This window comes from Bradyrhizobium iriomotense, assembly GCF_018130765.1.
Lineage (GTDB): Bacteria > Pseudomonadota > Alphaproteobacteria > Rhizobiales > Xanthobacteraceae > Bradyrhizobium > Bradyrhizobium iriomotense_A.
In genome coordinates this window covers 219787-244129 of record NZ_JAFCJZ010000012.1, presented here as the reverse complement: position 1 = coordinate 244129, position 24343 = coordinate 219787, and the positions used below count along the sequence as shown (strand labels likewise).

Below are 24343 nucleotides of genomic sequence, written 5' to 3'. Positions count from 1 at the left end.
CGAACGAGGCGATCCCACCCAAGATGGAGTTTGTTCATGAAGAACTTGATTGCGCGTTTCGCCAAGGATGAATCCGGCGCCACCGCCATCGAATACGGCCTGATCGCCGCCGGCATCGCGCTGGCCATCATCACCGTCGTCAACAATCTCGGCAGCACGCTGAACACCAAGTTCGGCTCGATCAGCAGCTCGCTGAAGTAAGCGACCGACCAACGACGGCAAAAGCCCCGGACCTCCGGGGCCTTTGTTTTTCTGAGTACGGCGAGTTCCAGTGGCGTTGCGAAAGTACACAACCGATGCCGCCGTTGCGGCGAGCGAGGCGCAGACGGCGCCGACCGGCTCGCCGGCCTATTGGGTGTGCCTTGCGCTGCTGCTGGCAACGGTCGCACTCGCCGCGCGCATCGCCAGCCTCTGGTGAGCATGCCTCTGGCGGGCTATTGCCCGCCCAGGCCGCTGCTGCCGTTGTCGGTTTGTTTAGCACTGCCCGCTAGCATCGCGCGACGCCAGATCCCGCGACAAACCCAGGCCTCAAGACGCAGCCCATGATCCTCGACCTTGCGCGCCTCATGCTCTTCCCGGCCCTGATGGCGTTCGCCGCGGCGAGCGATCTCTTCACGATGACCATCTCGAACCGTGTGTCGCTGGCGCTGGTCGCAGGCTTCTTCGTCCTCGCCTTCGCCGGTGGCATGGCACCTTACGAGATGCTCAGTCATGTCGGCGCCGGCGTACTTCTGCTGGTCGTGGCCTTCACGTGCTTTGCGATGGGCTGGGTCGGCGGCGGCGACGCCAAGGTCGCAGCCTCCGTTGCGCTCTGGTTCGGCTTCGCGCACCTGATGAACTTCCTGCTCTACGCCTCGCTGTTCGGCGGAGCGCTGACACTGCTCCTGCTCCAGTTCCGGCAATGGCCGCTGCCCTACGGCCTCGCGGGCCAGGCCTGGCTTGCACGACTGCACGCCAAGGAGAGTGGCATCCCCTACGGCATCGCGCTCGCGCTGAGCGCGCTGATGGTCTACCCGGAGACCGAATGGGTGAAGGCGATCGACCTCGCTCACCTCGCACTGCGCTGAACGCCCCCGGGTAAACCCGGCGTTAAGCCGATTTAGATACGCCTCATTAACCATGCTTTGACGAATAGCTGGTCAACTGCCGATTACGGCGGCGGCAGCGTCGCGGCGTTTTTGTTGGAAAGTGAAGCGTATGAATAGGGCACGCATTGTCGTCCTGACGGTCGCCATCAGCGCCGGCGGTGTTGCCGCGTACCTGGCGAGCGGCTCGAACAATTCTGCGCCGCCTCCGGCGGCTCCGGTCGCGCAGCTTCCGACCGTCGACGTGCTGGTGGCCAAGAACGACATCGGTCTCGGCCAGACGGTGAAGCCTGAAGACGTGCAATGGCAGACTTGGCCGGCCGCGAGCGCCAGCGCCACGTTCATTCGCCGCAACGAACGCCCGGAGGGCGCAACCCAGGTCACAGGCTCGATCGCACGCGCCCCCTTCATTCAGGGTGAGCCGATCCGCGACCAGAAGCTGGTCAAGCCCGAGGGCTCCGGCTTCATGGCGGCGATCCTGCCGACCGGCATGCGCGCGATCTCGACCGAGATTTCACCGGAGACCGGCGCGGGCGGCTTCATCCTGCCAAACGATCGCGTCGACGTGCTTCTGACCCGCCGCCTCAAGAACCCGGATCAGAGCAGTGGCGCTCCCGATCTCATCACCTCCGAGATCATCCTGGCCAACATCCGCGTCCTGGCCATCGACCAGGCACCGAAGGAAAAGGACGGCCAAAACGCGGTGGTCGGCAAGACCGTTACCCTCGAGCTCAATCCCGCACAGACGGCGACGCTGTCCGCCGCTCGCCAGAGCGGCACGCTGTCGCTGGCGCTGCGCAGCATCGTCGACGTCAAGATGAGCGAGATCACGCTCGATGATTCCGCACAGAAGCGCGATGGCGTTTCGATCATTCGCTATGGCATCCCGAGCGCGACGGCAAAGGTACGATGAGGGCAGTCGATATGAAATGCAGGGCAGATTTGACGACGATGCGAACCTCATTGGTCCGCGCCCTGTCGTTTTCGGCCGCCCTCGCACTGGTACTCAACCCGGCGCTGACCCCCGTGGTCGCCGCCGACTACCGCCCCGTGGCGCCGGCCGCCGCCGACGGCCAGATGAACGCGCGCTTCCTTTCGCTCGGCGTCGGCAAGTCGATCGTGATCGACCTGCCGCGCGACATCAAGGACGTGCTGGTCGCCGACCCCAAGATCGCCAATGCGGTGGTGCGCTCGGCGCAGCGCGCCTACATCATCGGCGCCTCGGTCGGCCAGACCAACATCGTGTTTTTCGATTCCGCCGGCCAGCAGATTGCGGCCTACGACATCGCGGTCAAGCGCGACCTCAACGGCGTGCGCGCCGCATTGAAGCAGGTGCTGCCGAATTCCGACATCCAGATCGACGGGCTCGGCGAGGGCGTCGTGCTGACCGGCAGCGTGGCGAGTCCGATGGAGGCGCAGCAGGCCAACGAACTCGCCGCGCGCCTCGCCGGCGGCGCCGACAAGGTCGTGAACTCGATCGTGGTCCGCGGCCGCGATCAGGTCATGCTGAAGGTGACGGTGGCCGAGGTCCAGCGCAGCATCGTCAAGCAGCTCGGCATCGACCTCTCCGCGAACCTGAACTACGGCACCTCGGTGGTGAGCTTCACCAATTCCAATCCGTTCACCGCCCTTGGCCACAATCTCGTGGACGGCAACAGTCTGACCACCAAGTTCGGCGCGACGCCCTCGGTGCAGGCCACCCTGCGCGCGATGGAGACCGCCGGTGTGATCCGGACGCTGGCCGAGCCGAACCTGACCGCGATCTCCGGGGAGTCGGCGACCTTCATCGCCGGCGGAGAATTCCCGGTGCCGGCGGGCTATGCGTGCGATCCCACCACGCATGTCTGTACCACCCAGATCAGCTTCAAGAAGTTCGGCATCTCGCTCAACTTCACTCCGGTGGTTCTGACCGAAGGCAAGATCAGCCTGCGGGTGATGACCGAAGTTTCGGAACTATCGAACGAAAATGCGATCACGCTGTCGCAGGCCGTGACCTCGACGTCGGTGAACTCGGTGACTGTGCCCTCGATCCGGACCCGCCGCGCCGAGACCTCGCTGGAAATTCCCTCCGGCGGCGCCATGGCGATGGCCGGCCTGATCCAGCAGCAGACCAAGCAGGCGATCAGCGGGCTGCCGGGCCTGATGCAGCTTCCGGTCCTCGGCACGCTGTTCCGCAGCCGCGACTTCGTCAACAACGCGACCGAGCTGGTCGTGATCGTGACGCCCTATGTCGTTCGCGCAGCAGCACCGAAGGATCTGTCGCGGCCGGATGACGGCTTCGCCGCGCCTGCCGACCCGCAGGCCGGGCTGATCGGCAACATCAACCGCATCTATGGCGTGCCCGGCCGGACCGAACCGGCCCGGAACTACCGTGGCACCTACGGCTTCATCACCGACTGAGGCGGAACGGGGACTTCAAGATGATCACAAGACCACCCCAGCTTCGCAAACGCGCCATCGGCATCGGTGGCGCGCTCGTCGGCATCGCGCTTGCGCTCGGCGGCTGCCAGCACGACGAGGTGGCGACCGCCTCCATCCCCGACGACTACAAGCAGCGTCACCCGATCGCGGTCGAGGAGCAGAACCGCTCGATCGTCGTCTTCGTCGGCCACGCCCGCGGCGGATTGACCGCCGCCCAGCGCGCCGACGTGATGGGCCTTGCATCGGCCTGGCTGCACGAAGGCACCGGCGCCATCCATATCGACGTACCGTCCGGCACGCCGAATGCGCGACCGGCAGCGGAATCGATGCGTGAGATCCAGGCCATGCTGTCGGCTGCGGGCATTCCCCCGCGCGGCATCATCACCCGCCCCTACCAGCCGACAGACAAGCGATTCCTGCCGCCGATCCGGCTGACCTATTCCAGGATCGCCGCAGTCGCTGGTCCCTGCGGTCTGTGGCCGGAGGACATCGGCCCTTCGATGAAGAACAAGAGCTGGTTCGAGAACAAGGACTATTACAATTACGGCTGCGCCTATCAGCGCAACATGGCCGCCATGATCGACAACCCGGCAGACCTCGAGCAGCCGCGTTCGGAAACGCCGTCCTACACGACGCGGCGCACCGCCGCGTTCGAGAAGTATCGCAAGGGCGCTCCGACGGCAGTCATCTATCCTGAAGCCGAAAAGGCCAAACTCAGCGACACCGGCAAATGATCAGCTACGCTCGCCAGTCCCAAGAAGAGCAGCCGGAAGCATCGCTCCCTCCGGTCGATGAGCATATTGCGCCGGCGCCGCGCGTTTCGGTCCAGGCTTTCTGCGAGACCGTGGAGACCGCTGCCGCGGTGCAGTCGGCCGGCGAAGATCGCCGCCTCGGCAAGGCCCACCTGAAGATCCAGATGGGCGGCATGGCCGCCGCGATCGAAGCCTATCGCTCGGCGCCCACGCCGAACGTGATCGTGCTCGAGAGCGACGGCCGCAACGACCTGCTCGGCGGCCTCGACCAGCTCGCCACCGTCTGCGACGCCGGCACCCGCGTGGTGGTGATCGGCCGCATCAATGACGTCACGCTCTATCGCGAGTTGGTGCGTCGCGGCGTCAGCGACTACGTGCTCGCGCCGGTCGGCCCCATCGACGTCGTGCGCTCGATCTGCAACCTGTTCTCCGCACCGGAAGCCAAGGCGGTCGGCCGCATCATCGCTGTGGTCGGCGCCAAGGGCGGCGTCGGCGCATCCACCATCTCCCACAACGTCGCCTGGGCGATCGCGCGCGATCTGGCGATGGACGCGGTGGTCGCCGATCTCGACCTCGCCTTCGGCACCGCCGGGCTCGACTACAATCAGGACCCGCCGCAGGGCATTGCCGACGCCGTGTTCTCGCCCGATCGCGTCGATACCGCCTTCATCGACCGTCTGCTGTCGAAATGCACCGACCACCTCAGCCTGCTGGCGGCGCCCGCCACGCTCGACCGGGTCTATGATTTCGGCACCGACGCCTTCGATTCCGTGTTCGATACGCTGCGCTCCACCATGCCGTGCATCGTGCTCGATATCCCGCACCAATGGTCGGGCTGGACCAAGCGCGCCCTGATCGGCGCGGACGACATCCTGATCGTGGCGGCGCCGGACCTCGCCAATCTGCGCAACACCAAGAACCTGTTCGATCTGCTAAAGGCCTCGCGCCCGAACGACCGGCCGCCGCTCTACTGCCTGAACCAGGTCGGCGTCCCCAAGCGGCCCGAAATCGCCGCCACCGAGTTTGCCAAGGCGATCGAGAGCCAGCCGGTCGTCTCGATCCCGTTCGAGCCACAGATCTTCGGCTCGGCAGCCAACAACGGCCAGATGATCGCGGAGATTTCTGCCAACCACAAGTCGATCGAGATGTTCCTCCAGATCGCCCAGCGCCTGACCGGTCGCAGCGAGACGAAGAAACAAAAGTCTTCCTTGCTTTCACCCCTGATTGAGAAGTTGCGGGGAAAATAAGCCGCCGCATGGAGTCGTTAAGTGTTCGGTAAGCGTAGCGGAACAGACACCGACCTTCGGGCCCCCAAGCCCGGCGCCGTGTCGCCAGAGCCTGTCGCGGCTCCGGCGCCGACGGTGTCGCGCGCGCCGCCCCCACCGGCTGTCGCCTCGCCGCCGCTCGCCCCGATCAAAGCCCCGCCGCCTCCTCCCATGGAGAACCGGCGCTCGGACAATTATTACGAGGTCAAGGCGACCATCTTCGGCGCGCTGATCGAGGCGATCGACCTCGCCCAGCTCGCCAAGCTCGATTCGGAATCCGCCCGCGAGGAAATCCGCGACATCGTCAACGAGATCATCGCGATCAAGAACATCGTGATGTCGATCGCCGAGCAGGAGGAGCTGCTCGACGACATCTGCAACGACGTGCTCGGTTACGGTCCGCTGGAGCCGCTGCTGTCGCGCGACGACATCGCGGACATCATGGTCAACGGCGCGAACACCGTCTACATCGAGGTCGCCGGCAAGATCCAGCGCACCGGCATCCGCTTCCGCGACAACCAGCAGCTCCTCAACATCTGCCAGCGCATCGTCAGCCAGGTCGGCCGGCGCGTCGACGAATCATCGCCGATCTGCGACGCACGCCTCGCCGACGGCTCCCGCGTCAATGCCATCGTGCCGCCGCTGTCGATCGACGGGCCCGCGCTCACCATTCGCAAGTTCAAGAAGGACAAGCTGACGCTGGATCAGCTCGTCAAGTTCGGCGCGATCTCGCCGGAGGGCGCCGAGATCCTCCAGATCATCGGCCGCGTCCGCTGCAACGTGCTGATCTCCGGCGGTACCGGCTCGGGCAAGACCACGCTGCTCAATTGCCTCACCAACTACATCGAGCACGACGAGCGCGTCATCACCTGCGAGGACGCCGCCGAGCTCCAGCTCCAGCAGCCCCATGTGGTGCGGCTCGAGACCCGCCCGCCCAACATCGAGGGCGAGGGCCAGGTCACCATGCGCGAGCTGGTACGCAACTGCCTGCGTATGCGTCCCGAACGGATCATCGTCGGCGAAGTCCGCGGACCCGAGGCGTTCGACCTGCTGCAGGCCATGAACACCGGCCATGACGGCTCGATGGGCACGCTGCACGCCAACAATCCGCGCGAGGCGCTCTCGCGCTGCGAATCCATGATCACGATGGGCGGCTTTTCCCTTCCGTCGCGAACAATTCGCGAGATGATCTGCGCCTCGATCGACGTCATCGTCCAGGCGGCGCGCCTGCGCGACGGTTCGCGCCGCATCACCCACATCACCGAGGTGATGGGCATGGAAGGCGACACCATCATCACCCAGGACATCTTCGTCTACGACCTCATCGGCGAGGACGCCAACGGCAAGATCATCGGCCGGCACCGCTCGACCGGCATCGGCCGTCCGAAGTTCTGGGAACGCGCCCGCTATTACGGCGACGAGAAACGCCTTGCCGCCGCGCTCGACGCTGCGGAAGCAGCGCCGGCGAAATGAGCGGGTCAGCGACGCCATGAACATGCAAATCCTCGCCCTCGCCTTCCTCGCCACTGCCGCTGTCGGCGGCATCGCCTGGGTCTTCCTCTATCCGTTGCTGTCCGGAGAACGGCAGGCGGAAAACCGCCGCGCCTCGATCGCGCGCGCCGACGCGCCGGCGGCCAAGCAGACCGAAAAGAGCCAGCGATCGCGCCGCGAGCAGGTCGAGAGCTCGCTGAGGGATCTCGAAGCACGGCGTCAGCAGGAGAAGAGCGTTCCGCTCAGCGTCCGCCTGTCACAGGCAGGGCTGGACTGGACACCGCAGAAATTCTGGATCGTGTCCGCCGTCGTGGCGGGCGTGCTGTTCGCGGCCGCCATGTTCGTCGGCGGCGGCCTGCTCGGCGCCGCCGGTCTTGCCTTTGCCGGCGGCTTCGGCCTGCCGCGCTGGGCACTCGGCTTCCTGAAGAAGCGTCGCGAAGCCAATTTCCTGAAGGCGCTGCCCGACGCCGTCGACGTGATCGTCCGCGGCATCAAGGCGGGCCTGCCGCTGTTCGAATCGATCAAAGTCGTCGCTGCGGATGCACCCGAGCCGCTGCGCAGCGAGTTCCTGGCGATCATCGAGACGCAGGCGATCGGCATGCCGCTCGGCGAAGCCTGCTCGCGCCTCTACGACCGGATGCCGCTGCCGGAAGCCAATTTCTTCGGGATCGTCATCTCGATCCAGCAGAAGTCGGGCGGCAATCTCTCCGAAGCGCTCGGCAACCTCTCCAAGGTGCTGCGTGACCGCAAGAAGATGAAGGAAAAGATCCAGGCGATGTCGATGGAAGCCAAGGCCTCGGCCGGCATCATCGGCTCGCTGCCGCCGATCGTGATGTTCCTCGTTTATCTCACGACGCCGCACTACATCTCGCTGCTGTGGACCCATCCTACCGGCCAGCTCATGCTGGTCGGCTGCGTCATCTGGATGTCGATCGGCATCATGGTGATGAAGAAGATGATCAACTTCGATTTCTGACGGTGGCGTATGGTCGAATTTCTCGTCTCGAAACTTCATGACGTCCGCTTCATGACCATGCTGCTGGCGGCCATCGCCGCCAGCGCTACCGTCTATACGCTGGTGATGCCGCTGTTCGCCGGCGAAGGCCTCTCCAAGCGCATGAAGGCGGTGGCAAGCGAACGCGAACGCATCCGGCAGCGCGAGCGCGACCGCCTCAACAAGAATGAAAAGGTCTCGCTGCGCCAGACGCCGAAGCAGATCGTCTCCAAGGTCGTCGAGGACTTCAATCTCACCAAATGGCTCGCGCAGGAAGCCGCCCGTGACAAGCTCATCATGGCGGGCTACCGCGGCCAGGCGCCCTATATCACCTTCCTGTTTGCGCGCATGGTCGCTCCGATCGTGCTGTTCGTGGGCTCGATCCTGTACGTGTTCCTGATCGCGCACATGGATAGGCCGCTGCCGATCAAGATCGGTATCTGCATCGGCGCCGCCTATGCCGGCCTGCAGGCGCCGATGCTGTTCCTCAAGAACGCGATCTCCAAGCGCCAGCTCTCGATCAGGCGCGCCTTTCCCGACGCGCTCGACCTGCTGCTGATCTGCATCGAATCCGGCATGTCGGTCGAAATGGCGTTCCGCAAGGTCGCGACCGAGATCGTGGGCCAGTCGATCGCGCTGTCGGAAGAGTTCGCGCTGACCACCGCCGAGCTGTCTTATTTGCAGGACCGCAAGGTGGCCTACGAGAATCTGGCGCGGCGCACCGGGCTTGAGGGCGTCAAATCGGTGTGTCTGGCGCTTCAGCAGGCGGAACGTTACGGCACTCCGCTCGGGCACTCGCTGCGCGTCATGGCGCAGGAAAACCGCGACATGCGCATGAACGAGGCCGAGAAGAAGGCCGCCGCGCTGCCGCCGAAGCTGACGGTGCCGATGATCCTGTTCTTCCTGCCCGTGCTGTTCGTCGTCATTCTCGGGCCGACCGGCATCAAGATCTCCGAGCTGCAGTGACACGAAAGGCGGACCGCGCGCGGTCCGCCTTAGTGAAGTCAGGACGAAGCGATCGGGTGGCGGATCAGTCGGACTGGCTGAGCGAGGCGACCGGCGTCCGCTTCGGCGCGCCGCGCTGGCCCTCGCTGCGGTTCAGCATGTCCTTGAGATAGGCGACATTGGCCGCGGCCTGGTCCGGCGGCAGGTCTGCCTTCACGATCGTCTCGGCCTCGGCGAAGCGGCCCTGGAGACCGACGACCAGACCGAGATTCTGCCGCACCCGGCTACTGGCGCGCGGCGATGCATAGGCCTGCCGCAGCGCCTCCTCGGCCTTGGGCAGATCCCTCGACAGCATGTAGGACAGGCCGAGATTGGAGAGCACGCCGGGATCGCCCGGAGCGATCTTCAGCGCGCTCGCATAATAGGAGCGTGCCTCCTCGTGACGGCCCATCTGATCGAGCGCCGTGCCCTGCACCGAGAGCAGGCGCCAGTCCGGATTGTCGGGTGAATGCGCCTTCGACAGCACATCGAAGGCCTGCTGGAAATTGCCGTTGTCGGCGAGTGCGCGGCCATATTGGGCGAGCAGCGCCTTGTTGCCGGGATTGGCGATGGTCGCCTGCTCGAGCACGGCGGCGGCCTGGGCGCGCTGGCCATTGGCGCGCAGCGCCTGGCCATAGCCGAGCGCAGCCTCGGCGTCCTTGGGATTGGCACGATAGCGCTCGCCATAGACCTCGACGGCGCGCGCGGGATCGGTGGGTGCTGCCTCCGCGCGCGACCCGGTCGACCCGATCGAGCCGGTGACGTCGGAGAGCTTTGACATTGCCGTGCAGCCGCCGAGGCTGATCGCCACCATCGCGACGAGCGAGGCAGACGCGAGAAGCCGGGCGGGACTGAACCGTAGACGCATGACGCTTTGACTCTCGAGCGGATGGATCGAGCCGAACGCGCCAGCAATAGACTGTTAACCCTAATGGCCGGTTAACGCCGGACGGCCCTCACGGCGGCGTCTGCAGCGGGGCCTCGCCGCCGAGCCCCAGATCGAGGCCGAGCACCTTCACTTGCTCGTTCAGGTCCCGCAGCAATTGCAGCACCTGCGCCTCGACGCCGCCGGTGTCCGTGCACGGCATTCCCTGGCATTCGCGCCGGAGATCCTCGGGGCTGACCAGACGCCTCGCAAGAAGCTCGTCGAGCTGAAGCGGATCGATGCCAAGCACGCCGGCGGATTGCTCGACCAGCCGGCGCAGCAGCACCGCCACCGCGGCAACCGCGGCCGCATCATGACTGGACACCGATCTCGAGAACTTGCGGTCGAGATCGGCCCAGCCCTGAGAGGTGATGAGGTAGGTATGGAGCGCATCCGCCGAAACCGGCTCGCTGTCGGCGTAGAAGGCACGGCGCATCAGCAGCCGGCGCGCCAGTGCCGCCACCTGATCCCGCCTCAGCGTCGCCATTGAAGCGATCTCGATCACCGTCTGGACGGCCGGATCGCGGGAGTAATCCCGCCCTGCCGGCAGGCGGATGATGCCATCCGGCAGGTTCGAGTCGAGCAGGCGGAAACCGCCACCATTGCGCGGCCGCGAATGGCGCGCGATCGCAAATCCATATTCGGAATTGCCGGCATCGGACATCGGACCAAAATGGATGATGTTGAATCCGGCATCGTCGCCGCCCTGCCCGGTCGAGGATGGACAGGACAGCACGTAGATCGTGCGCCAGAACGCTTCACTGCTCTGGCTCCGCGTCGCGCGCGGATCCGGAATCGAATAGCGGGTTAGTCCCTCGACATGCCGGTGACCGTGCAGAACCAGATCGATGTTGAGCGAGGTCGCCGCTTCGAGGAAGGTGGCGGGCGCGGCGAGATACATCAGCGGCTCATCCGGCGCGCCGAGAAACCGCTTTCCTTCGCCGGTCGCCTGCGGCAGCGGATGATGGTGCAGCGCCAGCACCCGCACCAGGTTTTCGGCCGGCTCGAAATAATCGGCGCGTCCCGCCGATCCAAGGCTGCCTGCGAGCTCGACACTCAGCCGGGCGGAATCGGCAACCATGGCGCTGTAGGTGCCCTGGTCGATATTACCGCTTGCAAGTTTCGTGAGGCTCGCGCGGTTGGAATCCAGCAGCACCAGATCAAGGCCGGCCTGACGGTAGTAGACGCTCTTCGAGGTCCGCGGCAGATGCAGGTAGTCGTAGACGTCGTGACGGCCCACACGCTGGCTCGCCCGCTTGACGTCGTGATTGCCGGCGACCGCCTGGATGTCGGTGAACAGCCCGGTCTGCCGGAAGGACGCGATGACCGCGAGCGCTTCGTCAAGCGCGCGCGGCGTCGGGTCGTCCACGAGATCGCCCGTGATCAGCAAGATGCGATCGGGAACGCCGGCGAAGTCCGCCATGCTCTCGCGCAGAGCAGCGCCGAGTGCCTCGATCGTCGCAAGCAGCCGGCCTGACCCGTCCAGATGCAGGTCGGAGATCTGCGCAATAACGAACGATCTATCCATTTTGCGCCGCTCATTGCGAATGCTGCGCCGCCCAAAACGATGAGAGAAATTGCCTTCAGAAATTGCCTTCGACGAATAGTTTGATGCCGGTCTCAGCCCGGGCAAGAATCACTCTGGCAATCGCATTCCTGCCCTCGATGCGTGCAGAAATGCGCGGCACAATCTAAAATATTCGCCAATAATGCCACAACCGCAGCGCTAGTAAAGCTCTGCGACCGCGCTCTCGTGAACGGCAGTTCTCAACGTGGATACGAGAGCTGCCTCACAGCGGTTTCGTTTCGTCCGATCAATATTCGATGGCAAGGCGCTTGCGGATTTCGTCGACGCGCTTGTCGAGCGCATCGAAGCGCGCGTGGACGGAGCGGTCGTGAAGATAGAAGACGTAGCCGCCAGCAAGGAAGGCAAATATCCAATGATGATGCTCGACATAGCCAAAGATCGCCTCGACGGCCTGGCCGATGAACGTGACCACGCTCCACACAAATTCCATTGCATTTCCTCCCGGCAGGCCTCGCCTCCAGCTGCCGGCGATCTCCGCACACCTGGCAGCCATTGCCGGAACCTAGCATGGCCCACTTGCTGCGAGTAGCGGCTCACTGAGCGGTGAGAGCAAAGCCGATTGCGGCCACGGCAAAACTCTGCGAAGTCTTCTGGAGTTCGCATGACCCGACGATCCGGACCCGCCAATGCCCTCTGTCTTCGAGACGTCCTCAACCGCTATCCCGATCACCTTCGTCACCAAGTCGAGCTGGGATCAGGTCGCCGAGACGCTACCGCCGGCGCAACGCCAGTTCGCGACCGCCAGCGCTTATTCCGCCGAGCCGGGCGGCTATCTCGCGCTGCCCGCACCCGATGGGGCGATCGCGCAAGTGCTGTTCGGCCTCGAGGATGAAGGAGCTAGATCGCGCGATCTGTTCCGGCCGGGCGCCCTGCCCGGCCTGCTGCCGCCGGGGACCTATCGCTTCGCCAATGCACCGCACGATGCGCGGCTGGCGGCGCTCGCTTTTGCGCTGGGGTGCTACCGCTTTTCCCGCTACCGCAAGGCCGAAAGGCCCGAGGTCCGCCTGGTGCCGCCCGACGGCGTCGATGCCGCCGAGATCGACCGCATCGCGGACGCCGCGATGCTGGCGCGCGACCTCATCAACACGCCCTCCAACGACATGGGCCCGGAGCAGCTCGCCGCAGCCGCGCAAGCGCTCGCCGCCGAGTTCGGCGCGAGCTTTAACTGCACCATCGGTGAGGATCTGAAGACCAATTTCCCGCTGATCCATGCCGTCGGCATGGCCTCCGACCGCGCACCACGGCTGATCGATATCGGCTGGGGCGACCCTGCTCATCCCAAGGTGACGCTGGTCGGCAAGGGCGTGTGCTTCGACACCGGCGGGCTCGATCTCAAGCCGTCGAGCGGCATGCTGATCATGAAGAAGGATATGGGCGGCGCCGCCAACGTGCTGGCGCTGGCGCGCATGGTGATGGACGCCAAGCTGAAGGTGCGGCTGCGCGTACTGATTCCTGCGGTGGAGAACGCAGTCGCCGGCAATGCCTTCCGCCCCCTCGACATCTTTACCTCGCGCAAGGGCATCACGGTCGAGATCGGCAACACGGATGCGGAGGGCCGGCTGGTGCTCGCCGATGCATTGGCATTGGCGGACGAGGAGAAGCCCGATCTGCTGATCGACCTGGGCACGCTGACGGGTGCCGCGCGCGTCGCGCTGGGGCCGGATTTACCGCCCTTTTACACCAATGATGAGACGCTGGCCACTGAGGTCGCGCGTTGCGCGGTGAAGGAGAACGATCCGTTGTGGCGCATGCCGCTGTGGCCGCCTTACGATGCGTGGTTGGATTCCAAGACGGCCACCATCACCAACGCACCATCGGGTGGCTTCGCCGGCTCGATCACCTGCGCGCTGTTCCTGCAACGTTTCGTCGAGCACGCCGGAAGCTGGCTGCATGTCGACATCTATGGCTGGACACCGTCGGCGAAGCCGGCGCGGCCCGAAGGCGGCGAATGCCAAGCCGCGCGCGCCATCTACGCCTTGCTGAGTGAGCGCTATGCGTGATCCAGGACGCGATCCACGGCTGACACCGGCGCGCGGCGATCTCGCCGCCAAATATCTCGAAGGCAAGGTCGAGGCGCAGCGCTTCGTCGAGGGTGACGAGTTCGAGGTGGTCGAGCCGATCGCGCCCGTGCGCGAGCAGCCGTCCTCAGGCGCGATGCTGATGACGGAGGCGCTGCGCGGCGAGCGCGTCACGGTCTACGATCGCAACGGCGAGGGCTGGGCCTGGGGCCAGCTCAATGCCGATGGCTATGTCGGCTGGCTGCCCGACGCGGCGCTGATGACGCCGGCGGCCGCGCCGACGCACAAGGTCAGCGCGCTGCGGACGTTCGCGTTCCCCGGTCCTTCCATCAAGCTGCCGCCGGCCGCCACGCTCGTTCTGGGATCGAGGATTGCCGTGGCCCGCGAGGACGGCAGCTTCGCCGTGACGCGCGATGGGGCCTTCGTGCCAAAGGCTCATCTCGTCCCGCTCGATCATCGCGAGCCGGATTTCGTCGCAGTGGCCGAGCGCTTCGTCGGCACGCCCTATCTGTGGGGCGGCAAGAGCAGCCTTGGCATCGATTGCTCGGGCCTCGTGCAGGTGTCGCTGACCGCCGCGGGGATAGGCTGCCCGCGCGACAGCGACATGCAGCTAGCGAGCCTCGGCCGCGCGCTGGAGCCGCACGAGCGGGGCAGCTTGCTGCGCGGCGACCTGATCTTCTGGAAGGGCCATGTCGCGATCGTCCGCGACGGCCACACCATGGTCCATGCCAATGCGTATCACATGGCGACCGCGATCGAGTCGGTCGAGCCGGCGATCGCGCGGATCAAGGCGGCAGGCAGTGAGGTGGAGGCGATCAAGCGGCTGTAGGGTGTCTACCACGATTTGCCGCGTCCACTTTACTTTCGGAAGGCGATGTCGAAATCGATATGGCCGCATTTTCGTCTCGGGCCGAAGCCAATCGCCGCCTGATGAATGTCAGACATCGCTATGCGGCTTCGGCACGTTGCCGGTGCTGGTCTTCGGCTTGGACATCGGAGGGATGCAGCTGCCGAAGCGTGGATCGAGCGGATCGTAACGCGACCTCGTTCTCGCGACGATATACAGCGCCGCCAGTGCGAAGGAACCGAGCAGCAGCAATATCCACGCAGGTGGCCGACTTGCGATCAAGAGCACTGTTGCTCCGACCAGTAGCAAGGTGGCGACAGCACCCGAAGACAGCTTTGAAGCCATCACCGGCTCCGCAATAAGCTCAAGGCCGGATATTACTATGAATATCGATGAATCTGAGCGGAGCCGACTGCGACACTCCAGCGCAGATAGAACCGGCAATCTCATATGTTCCCAACAAGCTCTCAGGGAACACACGCGACGATCATTGGCCAAACCGTCGCTCGACGGGCAACCCGCCGCCGGCTGATAGCACCTCGCTGCGCAGCTACGGAACAACGTTACAACTGAGAGACTTGCGGAACGAAACGCGCCGTCGATCTTTCTCTGGCTTTGGGAGGTCCCCATGAGCTCTCAAGCCAGAGAAGGCGCGTGTGCATTCGCTTGGCGGAACTATTTGCTGCTCCATAGCGGCATCAGCGAGAATGATAACAGGCGTTCCGCCCTCTACCGCTACATCGCCGATCTTCGCGATATCGGCGAAGATGATTTCGATCTCCTGCAAATAGCCGCAGTCGCTTACTTGAAAAAATTGGATGAACTGCATGACGACCAATGCGCGCGGCTCGCGGCAGACCAGATTTTGGCCGAGCGTTTAGAAGCACGCATTCACGACCGGAGAGGTGACCTTAGGCCGTAACACCCAGAGCGAAGGAGCGAATACGATGGCAGACAAGACCGCTACCGCAAACGATCCCGCGCGCGATCCACAACGGCGCATAGCCGCAGCGACAGCAATCGGCATGAATGCCTTGAATCCGATAATCCACTTTCAGGCCTCGATGCTGAGGATGTGGGCCGATAGCATCGAGAAGTTCGCGGAAAATTACGAAAAGAAGCTGGAAGAGACAGCGACCACGGTCGAGGAACGAGACAAGGAACGCGCCGCGTAGATCAACTCGATCTGGTAGGCGCAATCCCGCTTTCGCTACAAGCAGAAGCATCCCCGGGGACGCGCTACGCCCCCCCGGAATGACGAACGTTACGTCGCCACCGCCCCGTTGCCCGCCGTCTCCAGCCGGAATGCGGCGGCAAACAGCGCGCGCGTGTAATCCGTCTTCGGGTGCTTGAACAACTCGGCTGCCTGGCCTTCCTCGACCACCTTGCCGCCGCGCATTACGATGAGATGGCTGGCGAGCGAGGCGACGACGCGCAGATCGTGCGAGATGAACATGTAGGTGAGCTCGCGCTTGCGCTGGAGCTCGCGCAACAGATCCACCATCTGCGCCTGGAACAGCATGTCGAGCGCGCTGGTCGGCTCGTCCAGCACGACGAAATCCGGCTCCAGCACCACCGCGCGCGCGATGCTGATGCGCTGGCGCTGGCCGCCGGAGAATTCGTGCGGATAGCGGAAACGCGTATCCGGATTGAGCCCGACATCCTCCAGCGCCTTGACGACGCGCGCCTCGCGCTCCTCGCCCGACAGCTTCGGCTGATGCACGGAGAGGCCTTCGGCGATGATGTCGGCGACCGACATGCGCGGGCTGAGCGAGCCGAACGGGTCCTGGAACACGATCTGCATGTCGCGCCGGAACGGCCGCATCTCCTTGAAGCGCAGGCCCTGGATATCCTTCCCCAGGAACACGATGCGCCCATTCGAGGAGATCAGCCGCAGCAGCGCCAGCCCCAGCGTGGTCTTGCCGGAGCCGGATTCTCCGACGACGCCGAGCGTCTCGCCCTTGCGCACGGCGACGCTGACGCCGTCGACCGCCTTGATGTGACCGACCGTCTTGCGCATCAGGCCGCGCTTGATCGGAAACCACACTCTCAGGTCATCGGCCGACATCACCACCGGCGCGCTCGGCTGCGGCGGCGCCGGATCGGGCTTGGGCTCGGCCGCGAGCAGGTCGCGCGTATAGGAATGCTTCGGGGTCTTGAAGACCTGCTCGACCGGCCCCTGCTCGACGATCACGCCGCCCTTCATGACACAGACCGTGTCGGCGATGCGGCGCACGATGCCGAGGTCGTGGGTGATGAAAAGCAGGCTCATGCCGAGCCGCGAGCGGATCTCGGCGAGCAGCGCCAGGATCTGCGCCTGCACGGTGACATCGAGTGCCGTCGTCGGCTCGTCTGCGATCAACAGGTCCGGTTCGTTGGCGAGCGCCATCGCGATCATCACGCGCTGTCGCTGGCCGCCGGAGAGCTGGTGCGGATAGCTCTTCAGTCGCGTCTCGGGCTCGGGAATGCCGACCTGTGTCAGCAGCTCCAGCGTCCGCTTGCGCGCCTCTCCATTGCTGGTCGGATTATGCAGCTGGATGATCTCGCCGATCTGCGCCTCGATCGTGTGCAGCGGGTTGAGCGAGGTCATCGGCTCCTGGAAGATGATGGAGATGTCGCTGCCTCTGATCTCCCGCATCTGCCGCTCGGATTGGTCGATCAGCTCCTGTCCCTTGAAGCGGATGCTGCCCGAGGGATGGGAGGCGTTGGGGTACGGCAGGAGCTTCAGGATCGAAAGCGCACTGACCGACTTGCCGGAGCCGGACTCACCGACCAGCGCGACGCATTCGCCGCGCTTGATCTGGAACGAGACCTTGTCGACCGCAAGCGTGGTGGCGCCGCCCTGGTGGAAGGCCACCGAAAGGTCGCGCACGCTGAGCAGGGGTTGGTTGATCGCGTCCATGGCCTTACCTGAACGTCTTGCGCGGATCGAAGGCGTCGCGCACGGCTTCGCCGATGAAGATCAGGAGCGACAGCATGATCGCGACCGAGAAGAAGCCGGAGAAGCCGAGCCACGGCGCCTGCACATTGGCCTTGGCCTGCGACAGCAGCTCACCGAGCGAGGGCGATCCCGGCGGCAGGCCGAAGCCGAGGAAATCGAGCGCCGTCAACGTCATCACCGAGCTCGACACGATGAAGGGCAGGAACGTCATGGTCGCGACCATCGCGTTCGGCAGCAGGTGGCGGAACATGATGACCGGGTTGGAGACGCCGAGCGCCCGCGCCGCCTGGATATATTCGAAGTTGCGTCCGCGCAGGAATTCGGCTCGCACGAGACCGACCAGCGAGACCCATGAGAACAGCAGGAGAATGCCGAGCAGCACGAAGAAGCCGGGCACGAGCACCGACGACAGGATCAGGAGAAGATAGAGCGAGGGAATCGCCGTCCAGATCTCGATGAAGCGCTGGAAGATGAGATCGACCCGCCCGCCGAAATAGCCTTGCACCGCGCCCGCTGCGATGCCGATGACGGACGAGACGATGGTGAGGCAAAGGCCGAACAGCACCGAGATGCGGAAGCCGTAGATCAGCCGCGCCACCACGTCGCGGCCCTGATCGTCAGTGCCGAGCCAATTGTATTCGAGGTCGCGGCAGCCCTTCAGCCCCTTCTTCTCCACCACCGGCTGGCACTGCTTCTCGGTCAGCATCCAGGTCGGCGGCGACGGCGCCGGTGTCGGCAGGTCGAGATTGTGGGTGTCGTAGGAGTAACGGATCAGCGGCCAGACGATGGTGCCGCCCTTGTCCTTGATGAGCTTCTGCAGATAGGGATCGCGGTAGTCGGCCGCCGTCTCGAAATCGCCGCCGAAGGTGGTCTCCGAGTAGGTGACGAAAGCCGGCCAGTAGAGACGCCCGTCGAACTTGATCAGGAAGGGCCGATCGTTGGCGATCAGCTCGGCGAACAGCGAGACCACGAACAGGGTGATGAAGATCCAGAACGACCAGTAGCCGCGCCGGTTGGCCTTGAAGTTCTGCCACCGCCGCCTGTTGAGCGGCGATGGGGCGAACGGCTTGCGCGTGATCGGAACGGCATCGCCGAGCGGCGACTTCGCCGTGGTTTCGATCGGCGTCGGCGCGGTGATCGTCATCAGACCTCCCGTGCCTCGAAATCGATGCGGGGGTCGATCCACATATAGGTCAGGTCGGAGATCAGATTGATCACGAGTCCGACCAGCGAGAAGATGTAGAGCGTGCCGAACACCACGGGATAGTCGCGGTTGAGCACACTCTCGAAGCTGAGCAGCCCGAGCCCGTCCAGCGAGAAGATGGTCTCGATCAGGAGCGAGCCGGAAAAGAAGGCGTGGATGAAGGTCCCGGGGAAGCCGGCGATCACGATCAGCATGGCGTTGCGGAAGACGTGGCCGTAGAGCACCCGGTTCTCGCTGCAGCCCTTGGCGCGGGCCGTCATGACGTATTGCTTGCGAATCTCGTCCAGGAACGAGTTCTTGGTCAGGAACGTCATGGTGGTGAACGCACCTAACCCCATGGCGATCAGCGGCAGCGTCAGATGCCAGAAATAGTCGATGATCTTCCAGTACCACGGAAATTGCGACCAGCCGTCCGAGGTCAGTCCGCGCAGCGGGAACCAGTTGAAGAACGAGCCGCCGGCAAACAAGATAATCAGCAGGATAGCGAACAGGAAGCCGGGAATGGCATAGCCGAGCACGAGCACGGACGATGTCCAGGTGTCGAACCGTGCGCCGTCGTTCACAGCCTTGCGAATGCCGAGCGGGATCGAGATCAGGTAGGTCAGAAGCGTCAGCCAGATCCCGAGCGAGATCGAGACCGGCAGCTTCTCCTTGATGAGCTGCAGAACGCTGACATCGCGAAAATAGCTCTTGCCGAAATCGAAGCGGGCGAAATTCCACACCATCAGCGCGAAGCGTTCCGGCGCCGGCTTGTCGAAGCCGAACTGCACCTCCAGCTTCTTGATGAAATCAGGATCGAGACCTTGCGCACCGCGATATTTCGAGTTGATGGCATCGCCGCCGGCGCCGACTTGGCCCGGCGCCCGCTGCGCAAAGTCGCCGCCGCCCGAAATGCGCGAGGTGCCGCCGGTATCGGCGCCCGAGAGCTGCGCGATGACGCGCTCGACCGGACCGCCCGGCGCGAACTGCACCACGACGAAGGACACGAAGAGAATCCCGAGCAGGGTCGGGATCATCAGCAGGATACGGCGGGCGATATAGGCGCTCATGATTATTTCGCCTGCTCGAGCTTGGCCGCCTTGGCGGGTTCATACCACCAGATGTCGGGAGCACCGACGCCGTTGGCGTATCGCGGCAGCTTCTGCGGATGACCGAACTGATCCCAATAAGCGAGCCGATGGGTCTTGTTGTACCATTGCGGCACCCAGTAGCGGCCGGCGCGGAACAGGCGATCGAAGGCGCGGCAGGCAACCGTCAATTCCTCGCGGCTGTCCGCCGCCATGATCTTCTCGATCATGGCGTCGATCGCCGGGCTGGCCACGCCCGCGAGATTGTACGAGCCCTTGGTGTTTGCGACCTGCGACGAGAAGAACGCGCGCATGGCATCGCCCGGCGTCGCCGACATGCTGAAGCGCTGGATGGTCATGTCGAAGTCGAAATCTTCCTGGCGCGCCTTGTGCTGCACGGCGTCGACGACGCGCACGCTCGCCTCGATGCCGAGAGTGCCCAGATTCTTGACGTAGGGCGCATGGTGCGGCTGGAACGAAGGTTCGTCCAGCAGGAACTCGATCTTGAAGACCTCGCCGTTCGGCAGCACCCGCTTGCCGTCCTTGATGGGCACGCCGGCCTCGTTCAGCAATTGCTGCGCCTTGCGGAGCAGGCTGCGATCCTGTCCGGAGCCGTCGGAGATCGGCGGCGTGAACGGCGCCGCAAATACGTCGTCGGGAACCTGGCCACGGAACGGCTCCAACAGCTTCAGTTCCTCCGGCGACGGAGGCCCATTGCTGGCCATGAGGTCTGAGTTCTGGAATGGCGACACCGTACGGGCATAGGCGCCGTACATGATGGTCTTGTTGGTCCACTCGAAATCGAAGGCGTTGATCAGGGCCTCGCGCACGCGCGGATCTTTGAATTTGTCGCGCCGGGTGTTGATGAACCAGCCCTGCGCGCCGGACGGCGTATCGTCGGGCACGACCTCCATCTTGACCCGGCCGTCCTTCACCGCCGGAAAGTCGTAGCGCGTCGCCCAGATGCGGGAGGTGAACTCCTCGCGGTAGAGATAGTTCTTGCCGGTAAACCCCTCGAAGGCGACATCGCGATCGCGGTAGAACTCGTAGCGCACGACGTCGAAATTGTAGCTGCCGCGGCAAACCGGCAGATCGGCAGCCCACCAGTCCTTCACACGCTCGAACTCGATGTAACGATTGACCTCGAACCTACCGACCTTGTACGGGCCGGAGCCGAGCGGGATCTCCAGCGACGACTCGTCGAACGGGCGGGAGGCATAATACGCCTTCGAGAAGATCGGCAGGCTCGCGACATAGAGCGGCACGTCGCGCGCACGTCCCTTGGCGAAGGTGACGACGAGCGTCGCATCGTCGAGCGCTTCCGCACTGACCATGTCACGCATCTGCACGATGATCAGCGGATGTCCCTTGGTCTTCAGCGCCGTCAGCGAAAACGCCGCATCGTGGGCAGTGAGCCTGGTCCCGTCATGGAATTTCGCCTCGGGCCGCATGGTGAAGCGATAGACCAGCTTGTCGGGCGATATCTGCACGGATTTGGCCGCCAGCCCGTACATCGCGTCCGGCTCGTCGTTTGCGCGCACCATCAGCGGCGAAAACGTCATGTCCATGCCCTGCGCGCCGTCGCCTTTCAGGATGAAGGCGTTGAGCGAGTTGAAGGTCTGATAGGACTGGTTGTAGGCGCGCACCGACGGAATGAGGGAGAACGTGCCGCCCTTCGGCGCGTCGAGTTTGACGTAGTCGAAGTGGTGGAAGTCGGCGGGATATTTGAGATCGCCGAAGGCCGAGATGCCGTGGGCCTCGGCCGGCCCCTCCGACGCCGCCGCGCCTCGCGACAGGGCGGCGCTGAGCGCACCGCCGGCACCCAAAACCAGCACATGCCGGCGTGAAAGTTGCGCCATGCGGGGGATATCCTTCACGACTTCTTTGCGATCCGCGCCGCCTTGTCTGCGTCGTACCACCAGATGAACGGGAAACCGGACGCGCCGTATCTGGGCAATTCCGTCGGTCGGCCGAAACGATCCCAGCGCGCGGTACGCACTTTCGAATAAGTCCACTGCGGCACGACAAAGTGATTCCACAGCAACACGCGGTCGAGCGCCTTGGTTGCCGCGACGAGCTCGTCGCGCCCTTTGGCATAAATCACCCGCTCGATCAGCTTGTCGACCGCCGGGTTCTTGATGCCCGCTAGATTTTGCGAACCAGCGATGCCGGCCGTCTTCGACGACCAGTACTCGCGCTGCTCGTTACCCGGCGACTGCGATTCCGGCCACGATTTGGTGATAACATCGAAATCCCACTCGCGCGTCCTATTCTCGTATTGGGTCGGATCGACGGTCCTTACGCTCACGGCAATTCCCAGTCGTTCCAGGGATGGCTTGTAGAACAGCGCGACCCGTTCGAAGCTCGGATCCTCGTTCAGCAACTCGAGGGCGAACTGGGTGCCGGTCTTGACGTCGATCAGCTTGCGATCGCGCACCTCGTAGCCGGCTTCCTTGAACAGTCGGAGCGCTTCGCGCAGATTGTCGCGCACAGATTCCGGACTGCCGCCGACCGGATTGGTGTAGGCCGTCGTGAAAACCTCGGGCGGAACTTCGGCACGGACCGTTTCGAGAATCTCGAGTTCCTTGCCCTGCGGCAGGCCGGTCGCCATCAGATCCTCGAGTCCCTCGAAATAGCTGCCGACGCGCTTGTACTGGCCGTAGAAGAGCTGCTTGTTCGTCTCCTCGAAGTCGAAGGCGTAGTTGAGCGCACGACGGACGCGCGGATCGCTGAACTTGGCGCGGCGCAGGTTCGGCACGAAAGCCTGCATCACGCCCGAGCTGCGATTGGGAAATTCCTCGAGGATCACCCGCTTTTCGGTCACGGCCGGGAAATCGTAGGCTGTCGCCCAGTTCTTCGCGCTGTTCTCAGTGCGCCAGTCGACCTGATCGGCCTTGAAGGCCTCGATCGCCACGGTGGTGTCGCGGAAATACTCGTAGCGGATCTGGTCGAAATTGTTCTGGCCAACACCGGTGGGGAGGTCGCGCCCCCAATAATCCTTGACGCGTTCGAGCGTGAACGACCGGCCCGCGACGAACTCCTTGACTCGATAAGGGCCTGACCCGAGCGGAATCTCCAGCGTGGTCGTGGAGATGTCGCGTTTGCGGCCCTGCGCATCGGTCCCCTCCCACCAGTGCTTCGGCAACACCGTGAGCTCTCCCACGATCTGCGGCAGCTCGCGGTTGCCCGGCGCGTCGAACACGAACTTCACATCGCGCTCGCCGACTTTCTCGGCCTTCACCACATGGCTGTAGTAAGCTGCATATCTTGGGTGATGCTTCTTGAAGGAATCGAGCGAGAAGATCACGTCGTCCGGGGTCACCGGCTTGCCGTCATGCCATTTGGCCTGTGGTCGCAGACGATAGATGACGAAGGAAAAATCATCGGGATGGCTGACGGCCTCGGCCAGCGCACCGTATCCGGTCGAGACTTCGTCGAGCGAGGAGGTCATGAGGGATTCGTAGATGAACCCAATGGCGCCGGCGACCTGCCCCTTCACACCGGAGACGACCATGTTGAGATTGTCGAAGGTGCCAATGGCGATCTGACGCACGATGCCGCCTTTGGGCGCGTCCGGATTGACGTAGTCGAAGCGCTTGAAGTCGGCGGGGTACTTGATCTGCCCAAACAACGATAAGGCATGGCGCCAAGGCAACTCCCCGGCCGATTGCGCCGCGGCCGTGCCGATGACGGGAACACCCGCCACGGAACCGAGGGCGGGAAGCGCTGCGGCGGCAGTGCCGGTGAGCAGGAGATCGCGTCGGGTAATGGCCAAATCAATAGTCCTGTCTTGAAGGAGGCTACTCCTTTAAGGTCCCAATATAGGCGAGGTTTCGACGGAATATGTTGCTTTTTCCTCATGTTGGAAGGCCGGACGGCCTCTCGGATGCGGCCAAACGCCCCGATAACGAGCCCGCGAGGTCCGGATAAGGAAACGGCCAGGCTTTTCAGCCTGGCCGCATCTTCCAAGATTGAGTCTTGAAGCCTTACTTCGATGCCGTCGGCAGCGGCTGCGGATGCTCCGACAGCGAATTCAGATAGGCGATGACGTCGGCGCGCTCGGAATCCTTGGGGATACCGGCGAAGCCCATCGCGGTGCCCGGAATGAAGCCCTTTGGATTGGCGATGAACTTGTTGAGGTCGTCGAAGGTCCAGGTGCCGCCCTTGCCCTTCATCGCGGCCGAGAAGTTGAAGCCGTTACGGCCCTCGCCCCGCTTCTCGCCGACGACGCCGTAGAGGTTCGGACCGACGCGATTCGGGCCGCCCTTTTCGAAGGTGTGGCAGGCGCCGCACTTCTTGGCGGCGGCCGCGCCCTTCTCGACGGAGGCGGTCTGGAGCAGCTTTTCGATCGGCTCGGAGGAAGCCGCGGCGGCGCCGCCTTCCTTGCCATGGCCGGCGTCTTCCTTCACCGCGATCTCGAAGCCCGGCTTTTCCGGCATCTTGGGGGAGAACAGTGCCTGGGCGGTGAAGCTCGTCACCAGCAGGATGAGACAGGTGCCGAGCACGGCACCGATAATCTTGTTCAGTTCGAAAGAGTCCATTTCCGGCCAGGCCCCACACCGCTGAGAAGGATTGAGCGGCCGGGCGGCCGCCAGGACGAGCCTCGGGAGAATCAGAACGTTCCTTGTAGTTTCCCCGAGTTTTGCCATTGAGATATCGGTTTGCCCGGGGTCTGGCAACCCGTATAAGCGACCCGGCTTCGAACCCGTCCCCACCCATTTCTCGGCGCGGAAAACGCTCCATTTCCAGGCCCTTGACCCC

24 protein-coding genes are annotated in these 24343 nt (G+C 64.1%); 14 read left to right on the top strand and 10 right to left on the bottom strand.

The annotated features are described in order from the left end of the window. Nucleotides 1-36: 36 nt before the first annotated feature. The 10 genes from JQ635_RS21800 (at nucleotide 37) to JQ635_RS21755 (ending at nucleotide 8974) form a co-directional block, all read left to right on the top strand. Complete coding sequence (locus JQ635_RS21800; RefSeq protein ID WP_018646598.1) at nucleotides 37-201, top strand: Flp family type IVb pilin; 165 nt, start codon at nucleotides 37-39, stop codon at nucleotides 199-201. Nucleotides 202-271: 70 nt separating this feature from the next. Next, nucleotides 272-418, top strand: coding sequence for a hypothetical protein (locus tag JQ635_RS21795; RefSeq protein ID WP_211411829.1), 147 nt, complete (start codon nucleotides 272-274; stop codon nucleotides 416-418). A 124-nt stretch (nucleotides 419-542) separates the two neighbouring features. After that, nucleotides 543-1067, top strand: a complete 525-nt coding sequence (locus JQ635_RS21790) for an A24 family peptidase (protein ID WP_211411828.1) — start codon at nucleotides 543-545, stop codon at nucleotides 1065-1067. A 130-nt stretch (nucleotides 1068-1197) separates the two neighbouring features. Continuing rightward, a complete protein-coding gene (gene cpaB, locus JQ635_RS21785; protein ID WP_211411827.1) occupies nucleotides 1198-1998 on the top strand; it encodes a Flp pilus assembly protein CpaB in 801 nt (266 codons plus the stop codon). Nucleotides 1999-2009: 11 nt separating this feature from the next. Beyond that, the gene (locus JQ635_RS21780) at nucleotides 2010-3485 is read left to right on the top strand and encodes a type II and III secretion system protein family protein (RefSeq protein WP_211411826.1); all 1476 of its coding nucleotides are present in this window, start codon (nucleotides 2010-2012) and stop codon (nucleotides 3483-3485) included. A gap of 20 nt (nucleotides 3486-3505) precedes the next feature. Further along, nucleotides 3506-4240, top strand: a complete 735-nt coding sequence (locus tag JQ635_RS21775; RefSeq protein WP_211411825.1) for a CpaD family pilus assembly protein — start codon at nucleotides 3506-3508, stop codon at nucleotides 4238-4240. After that, nucleotides 4237-5505: an AAA family ATPase gene (locus JQ635_RS21770; protein ID WP_211411824.1), complete on the top strand. Its 1269-nt coding sequence runs from the start codon at nucleotides 4237-4239 to the stop codon at nucleotides 5503-5505. The genes JQ635_RS21775 and JQ635_RS21770 overlap by 4 nt, the downstream gene beginning before the upstream one ends. A gap of 21 nt (nucleotides 5506-5526) precedes the next feature. Next, on the top strand, nucleotides 5527-6996 hold the full coding sequence (locus tag JQ635_RS21765) for a CpaF family protein (RefSeq protein ID WP_211411823.1): 1470 nt from the start codon (nucleotides 5527-5529) through the stop codon (nucleotides 6994-6996). A 16-nt stretch (nucleotides 6997-7012) separates the two neighbouring features. Continuing rightward, entirely contained in the window at nucleotides 7013-7990 is a 978-nt protein-coding gene (locus JQ635_RS21760; protein WP_211411822.1) for a type II secretion system F family protein, read from the top strand. A gap of 9 nt (nucleotides 7991-7999) precedes the next feature. Further along, nucleotides 8000-8974: a type II secretion system F family protein gene (locus JQ635_RS21755; protein ID WP_211411821.1), complete on the top strand. Its 975-nt coding sequence runs from the start codon at nucleotides 8000-8002 to the stop codon at nucleotides 8972-8974. Between the two features lie 64 nt (nucleotides 8975-9038). On the opposite strand, the gene JQ635_RS21750 is transcribed toward JQ635_RS21755, so the two are convergent. The 3 genes from JQ635_RS21750 to JQ635_RS21740 form a co-directional block, all read right to left on the bottom strand. Further along, complete coding sequence (locus tag JQ635_RS21750) at nucleotides 9039-9860, bottom strand: tetratricopeptide repeat protein (RefSeq protein ID WP_211411820.1); 822 nt, start codon at nucleotides 9858-9860, stop codon at nucleotides 9039-9041. A gap of 88 nt (nucleotides 9861-9948) precedes the next feature. After that, nucleotides 9949-11445, bottom strand: coding sequence for a metallophosphoesterase family protein (locus JQ635_RS21745; protein WP_211411819.1), 1497 nt, complete (start codon nucleotides 11443-11445; stop codon nucleotides 9949-9951). A 286-nt stretch (nucleotides 11446-11731) separates the two neighbouring features. Next, complete coding sequence (locus JQ635_RS21740; protein ID WP_183247077.1) at nucleotides 11732-11935, bottom strand: hypothetical protein; 204 nt, start codon at nucleotides 11933-11935, stop codon at nucleotides 11732-11734. 196 nt (nucleotides 11936-12131) lie between these two features. Here JQ635_RS21740 and JQ635_RS21735 point away from each other — a divergent pair, with 196 nt between their 5' ends. Together JQ635_RS21735 and JQ635_RS21730 are read left to right on the top strand one after the other, a co-directional pair. Beyond that, nucleotides 12132-13505, top strand: a complete 1374-nt coding sequence (locus JQ635_RS21735; protein ID WP_211411818.1) for a leucyl aminopeptidase family protein — start codon at nucleotides 12132-12134, stop codon at nucleotides 13503-13505. Then, the gene (locus tag JQ635_RS21730; protein WP_211411817.1) at nucleotides 13498-14352 is read left to right on the top strand and encodes a C40 family peptidase; all 855 of its coding nucleotides are present in this window, start codon (nucleotides 13498-13500) and stop codon (nucleotides 14350-14352) included. The genes JQ635_RS21735 and JQ635_RS21730 overlap by 8 nt, the downstream gene beginning before the upstream one ends. Nucleotides 14353-14460: 108 nt before the next feature. Here the strand turns inward: JQ635_RS21730 and JQ635_RS21725 are convergent, their stop codons facing one another. Continuing rightward, on the bottom strand, nucleotides 14461-14715 hold the full coding sequence (locus tag JQ635_RS21725) for a hypothetical protein (protein ID WP_211411847.1): 255 nt from the start codon (nucleotides 14713-14715) through the stop codon (nucleotides 14461-14463). Between the two features lie 283 nt (nucleotides 14716-14998). On the opposite strand from JQ635_RS21725, the gene JQ635_RS21720 reads away from it, so the two are divergent. Both JQ635_RS21720 and JQ635_RS21715 read left to right on the top strand, forming a co-directional pair. After that, nucleotides 14999-15292 (top strand): hypothetical protein, encoded by a 294-nt coding sequence (locus JQ635_RS21720; RefSeq protein WP_211411816.1) that lies wholly within the window; start codon nucleotides 14999-15001, stop codon nucleotides 15290-15292. 25 nt (nucleotides 15293-15317) lie between these two features. Further along, entirely contained in the window at nucleotides 15318-15545 is a 228-nt protein-coding gene (locus JQ635_RS21715; RefSeq protein ID WP_211411815.1) for a hypothetical protein, read from the top strand. An 89-nt stretch (nucleotides 15546-15634) separates the two neighbouring features. Here the strand turns inward: JQ635_RS21715 and JQ635_RS21710 are convergent, their stop codons facing one another. The 6 genes from JQ635_RS21710 to JQ635_RS21685 form a co-directional block, all read right to left on the bottom strand. Next, a complete protein-coding gene (locus JQ635_RS21710) occupies nucleotides 15635-17272 on the bottom strand; it encodes an ABC transporter ATP-binding protein (RefSeq protein ID WP_211411814.1) in 1638 nt (545 codons plus the stop codon). A 4-nt stretch (nucleotides 17273-17276) separates the two neighbouring features. Then, a complete protein-coding gene (locus JQ635_RS21705) occupies nucleotides 17277-18455 on the bottom strand; it encodes an ABC transporter permease (protein ID WP_211411813.1) in 1179 nt (392 codons plus the stop codon). Further along, nucleotides 18455-19564 carry a microcin C ABC transporter permease YejB gene (locus JQ635_RS21700; protein WP_211411812.1) on the bottom strand — a complete coding sequence of 370 codons (1110 nt, stop codon included), beginning with the start codon at nucleotides 19562-19564 and terminating at the stop codon, nucleotides 18455-18457. Before JQ635_RS21700 ends, JQ635_RS21705 begins: the two co-directional genes overlap by 1 nt. Before the next feature lie 2 nt (nucleotides 19565-19566). After that, nucleotides 19567-21441, bottom strand: a complete 1875-nt coding sequence (locus tag JQ635_RS21695; RefSeq protein WP_211411811.1) for an extracellular solute-binding protein — start codon at nucleotides 21439-21441, stop codon at nucleotides 19567-19569. Nucleotides 21442-21455: 14 nt separating this feature from the next. After that, complete coding sequence (locus JQ635_RS21690; protein WP_211411810.1) at nucleotides 21456-23357, bottom strand: extracellular solute-binding protein; 1902 nt, start codon at nucleotides 23355-23357, stop codon at nucleotides 21456-21458. Between the two features lie 211 nt (nucleotides 23358-23568). Beyond that, on the bottom strand, nucleotides 23569-24123 hold the full coding sequence (locus JQ635_RS21685; RefSeq protein ID WP_183247061.1) for a c-type cytochrome: 555 nt from the start codon (nucleotides 24121-24123) through the stop codon (nucleotides 23569-23571). Nucleotides 24124-24343 lie beyond the last annotated feature (220 nt).

Excerpts from the sequence above, each read along its gene's own strand:
- JQ635_RS21780 (WP_211411826.1), top strand. The coding sequence starts at position 2,010 with ATGAAATGCAGGGCAGATTTGACGACGATGCGAACCTCATTGGTCCGC.
- JQ635_RS21760 (WP_211411822.1), top strand. The coding sequence starts at position 7,013 with ATGAACATGCAAATCCTCGCCCTCGCCTTCCTCGCCACTGCCGCTGTC.
- JQ635_RS21800 (WP_018646598.1), top strand. The coding sequence starts at position 37 with ATGAAGAACTTGATTGCGCGTTTCGCCAAGGATGAATCCGGCGCCACC.
- JQ635_RS21755 (WP_211411821.1), top strand. The coding sequence starts at position 8,000 with ATGGTCGAATTTCTCGTCTCGAAACTTCATGACGTCCGCTTCATGACC.
- JQ635_RS21775 (WP_211411825.1), top strand. The coding sequence starts at position 3,506 with ATGATCACAAGACCACCCCAGCTTCGCAAACGCGCCATCGGCATCGGT.
- JQ635_RS21720 (WP_211411816.1), top strand. The coding sequence starts at position 14,999 with ATGAGCTCTCAAGCCAGAGAAGGCGCGTGTGCATTCGCTTGGCGGAAC.
- JQ635_RS21735 (WP_211411818.1), top strand. The coding sequence starts at position 12,132 with ATGCCCTCTGTCTTCGAGACGTCCTCAACCGCTATCCCGATCACCTTC.
- cpaB (WP_211411827.1), top strand. The coding sequence starts at position 1,198 with ATGAATAGGGCACGCATTGTCGTCCTGACGGTCGCCATCAGCGCCGGC.
- JQ635_RS21770 (WP_211411824.1), top strand. The coding sequence starts at position 4,237 with ATGATCAGCTACGCTCGCCAGTCCCAAGAAGAGCAGCCGGAAGCATCG.
- JQ635_RS21715 (WP_211411815.1), top strand. The coding sequence starts at position 15,318 with ATGGCAGACAAGACCGCTACCGCAAACGATCCCGCGCGCGATCCACAA.
- JQ635_RS21710 (WP_211411814.1), bottom strand. The coding sequence starts at position 17,272 with ATGGACGCGATCAACCAACCCCTGCTCAGCGTGCGCGACCTTTCGGTG.
- JQ635_RS21750 (WP_211411820.1), bottom strand. The coding sequence starts at position 9,860 with ATGCGTCTACGGTTCAGTCCCGCCCGGCTTCTCGCGTCTGCCTCGCTC.
- JQ635_RS21725 (WP_211411847.1), bottom strand. The coding sequence starts at position 14,715 with ATGGCTTCAAAGCTGTCTTCGGGTGCTGTCGCCACCTTGCTACTGGTC.
- JQ635_RS21700 (WP_211411812.1), bottom strand. The coding sequence starts at position 19,564 with ATGAGCGCCTATATCGCCCGCCGTATCCTGCTGATGATCCCGACCCTG.
- JQ635_RS21745 (WP_211411819.1), bottom strand. The coding sequence starts at position 11,445 with ATGGATAGATCGTTCGTTATTGCGCAGATCTCCGACCTGCATCTGGAC.
- JQ635_RS21730 (WP_211411817.1), top strand. The coding sequence starts at position 13,498 with ATGCGTGATCCAGGACGCGATCCACGGCTGACACCGGCGCGCGGCGAT.
- JQ635_RS21695 (WP_211411811.1), bottom strand. The coding sequence starts at position 21,441 with ATGGCGCAACTTTCACGCCGGCATGTGCTGGTTTTGGGTGCCGGCGGT.
- JQ635_RS21740 (WP_183247077.1), bottom strand. The coding sequence starts at position 11,935 with ATGGAATTTGTGTGGAGCGTGGTCACGTTCATCGGCCAGGCCGTCGAG.
- JQ635_RS21790 (WP_211411828.1), top strand. The coding sequence starts at position 543 with ATGATCCTCGACCTTGCGCGCCTCATGCTCTTCCCGGCCCTGATGGCG.
- JQ635_RS21685 (WP_183247061.1), bottom strand. The coding sequence starts at position 24,123 with ATGGACTCTTTCGAACTGAACAAGATTATCGGTGCCGTGCTCGGCACC.
- JQ635_RS21705 (WP_211411813.1), bottom strand. The coding sequence starts at position 18,455 with ATGACGATCACCGCGCCGACGCCGATCGAAACCACGGCGAAGTCGCCG.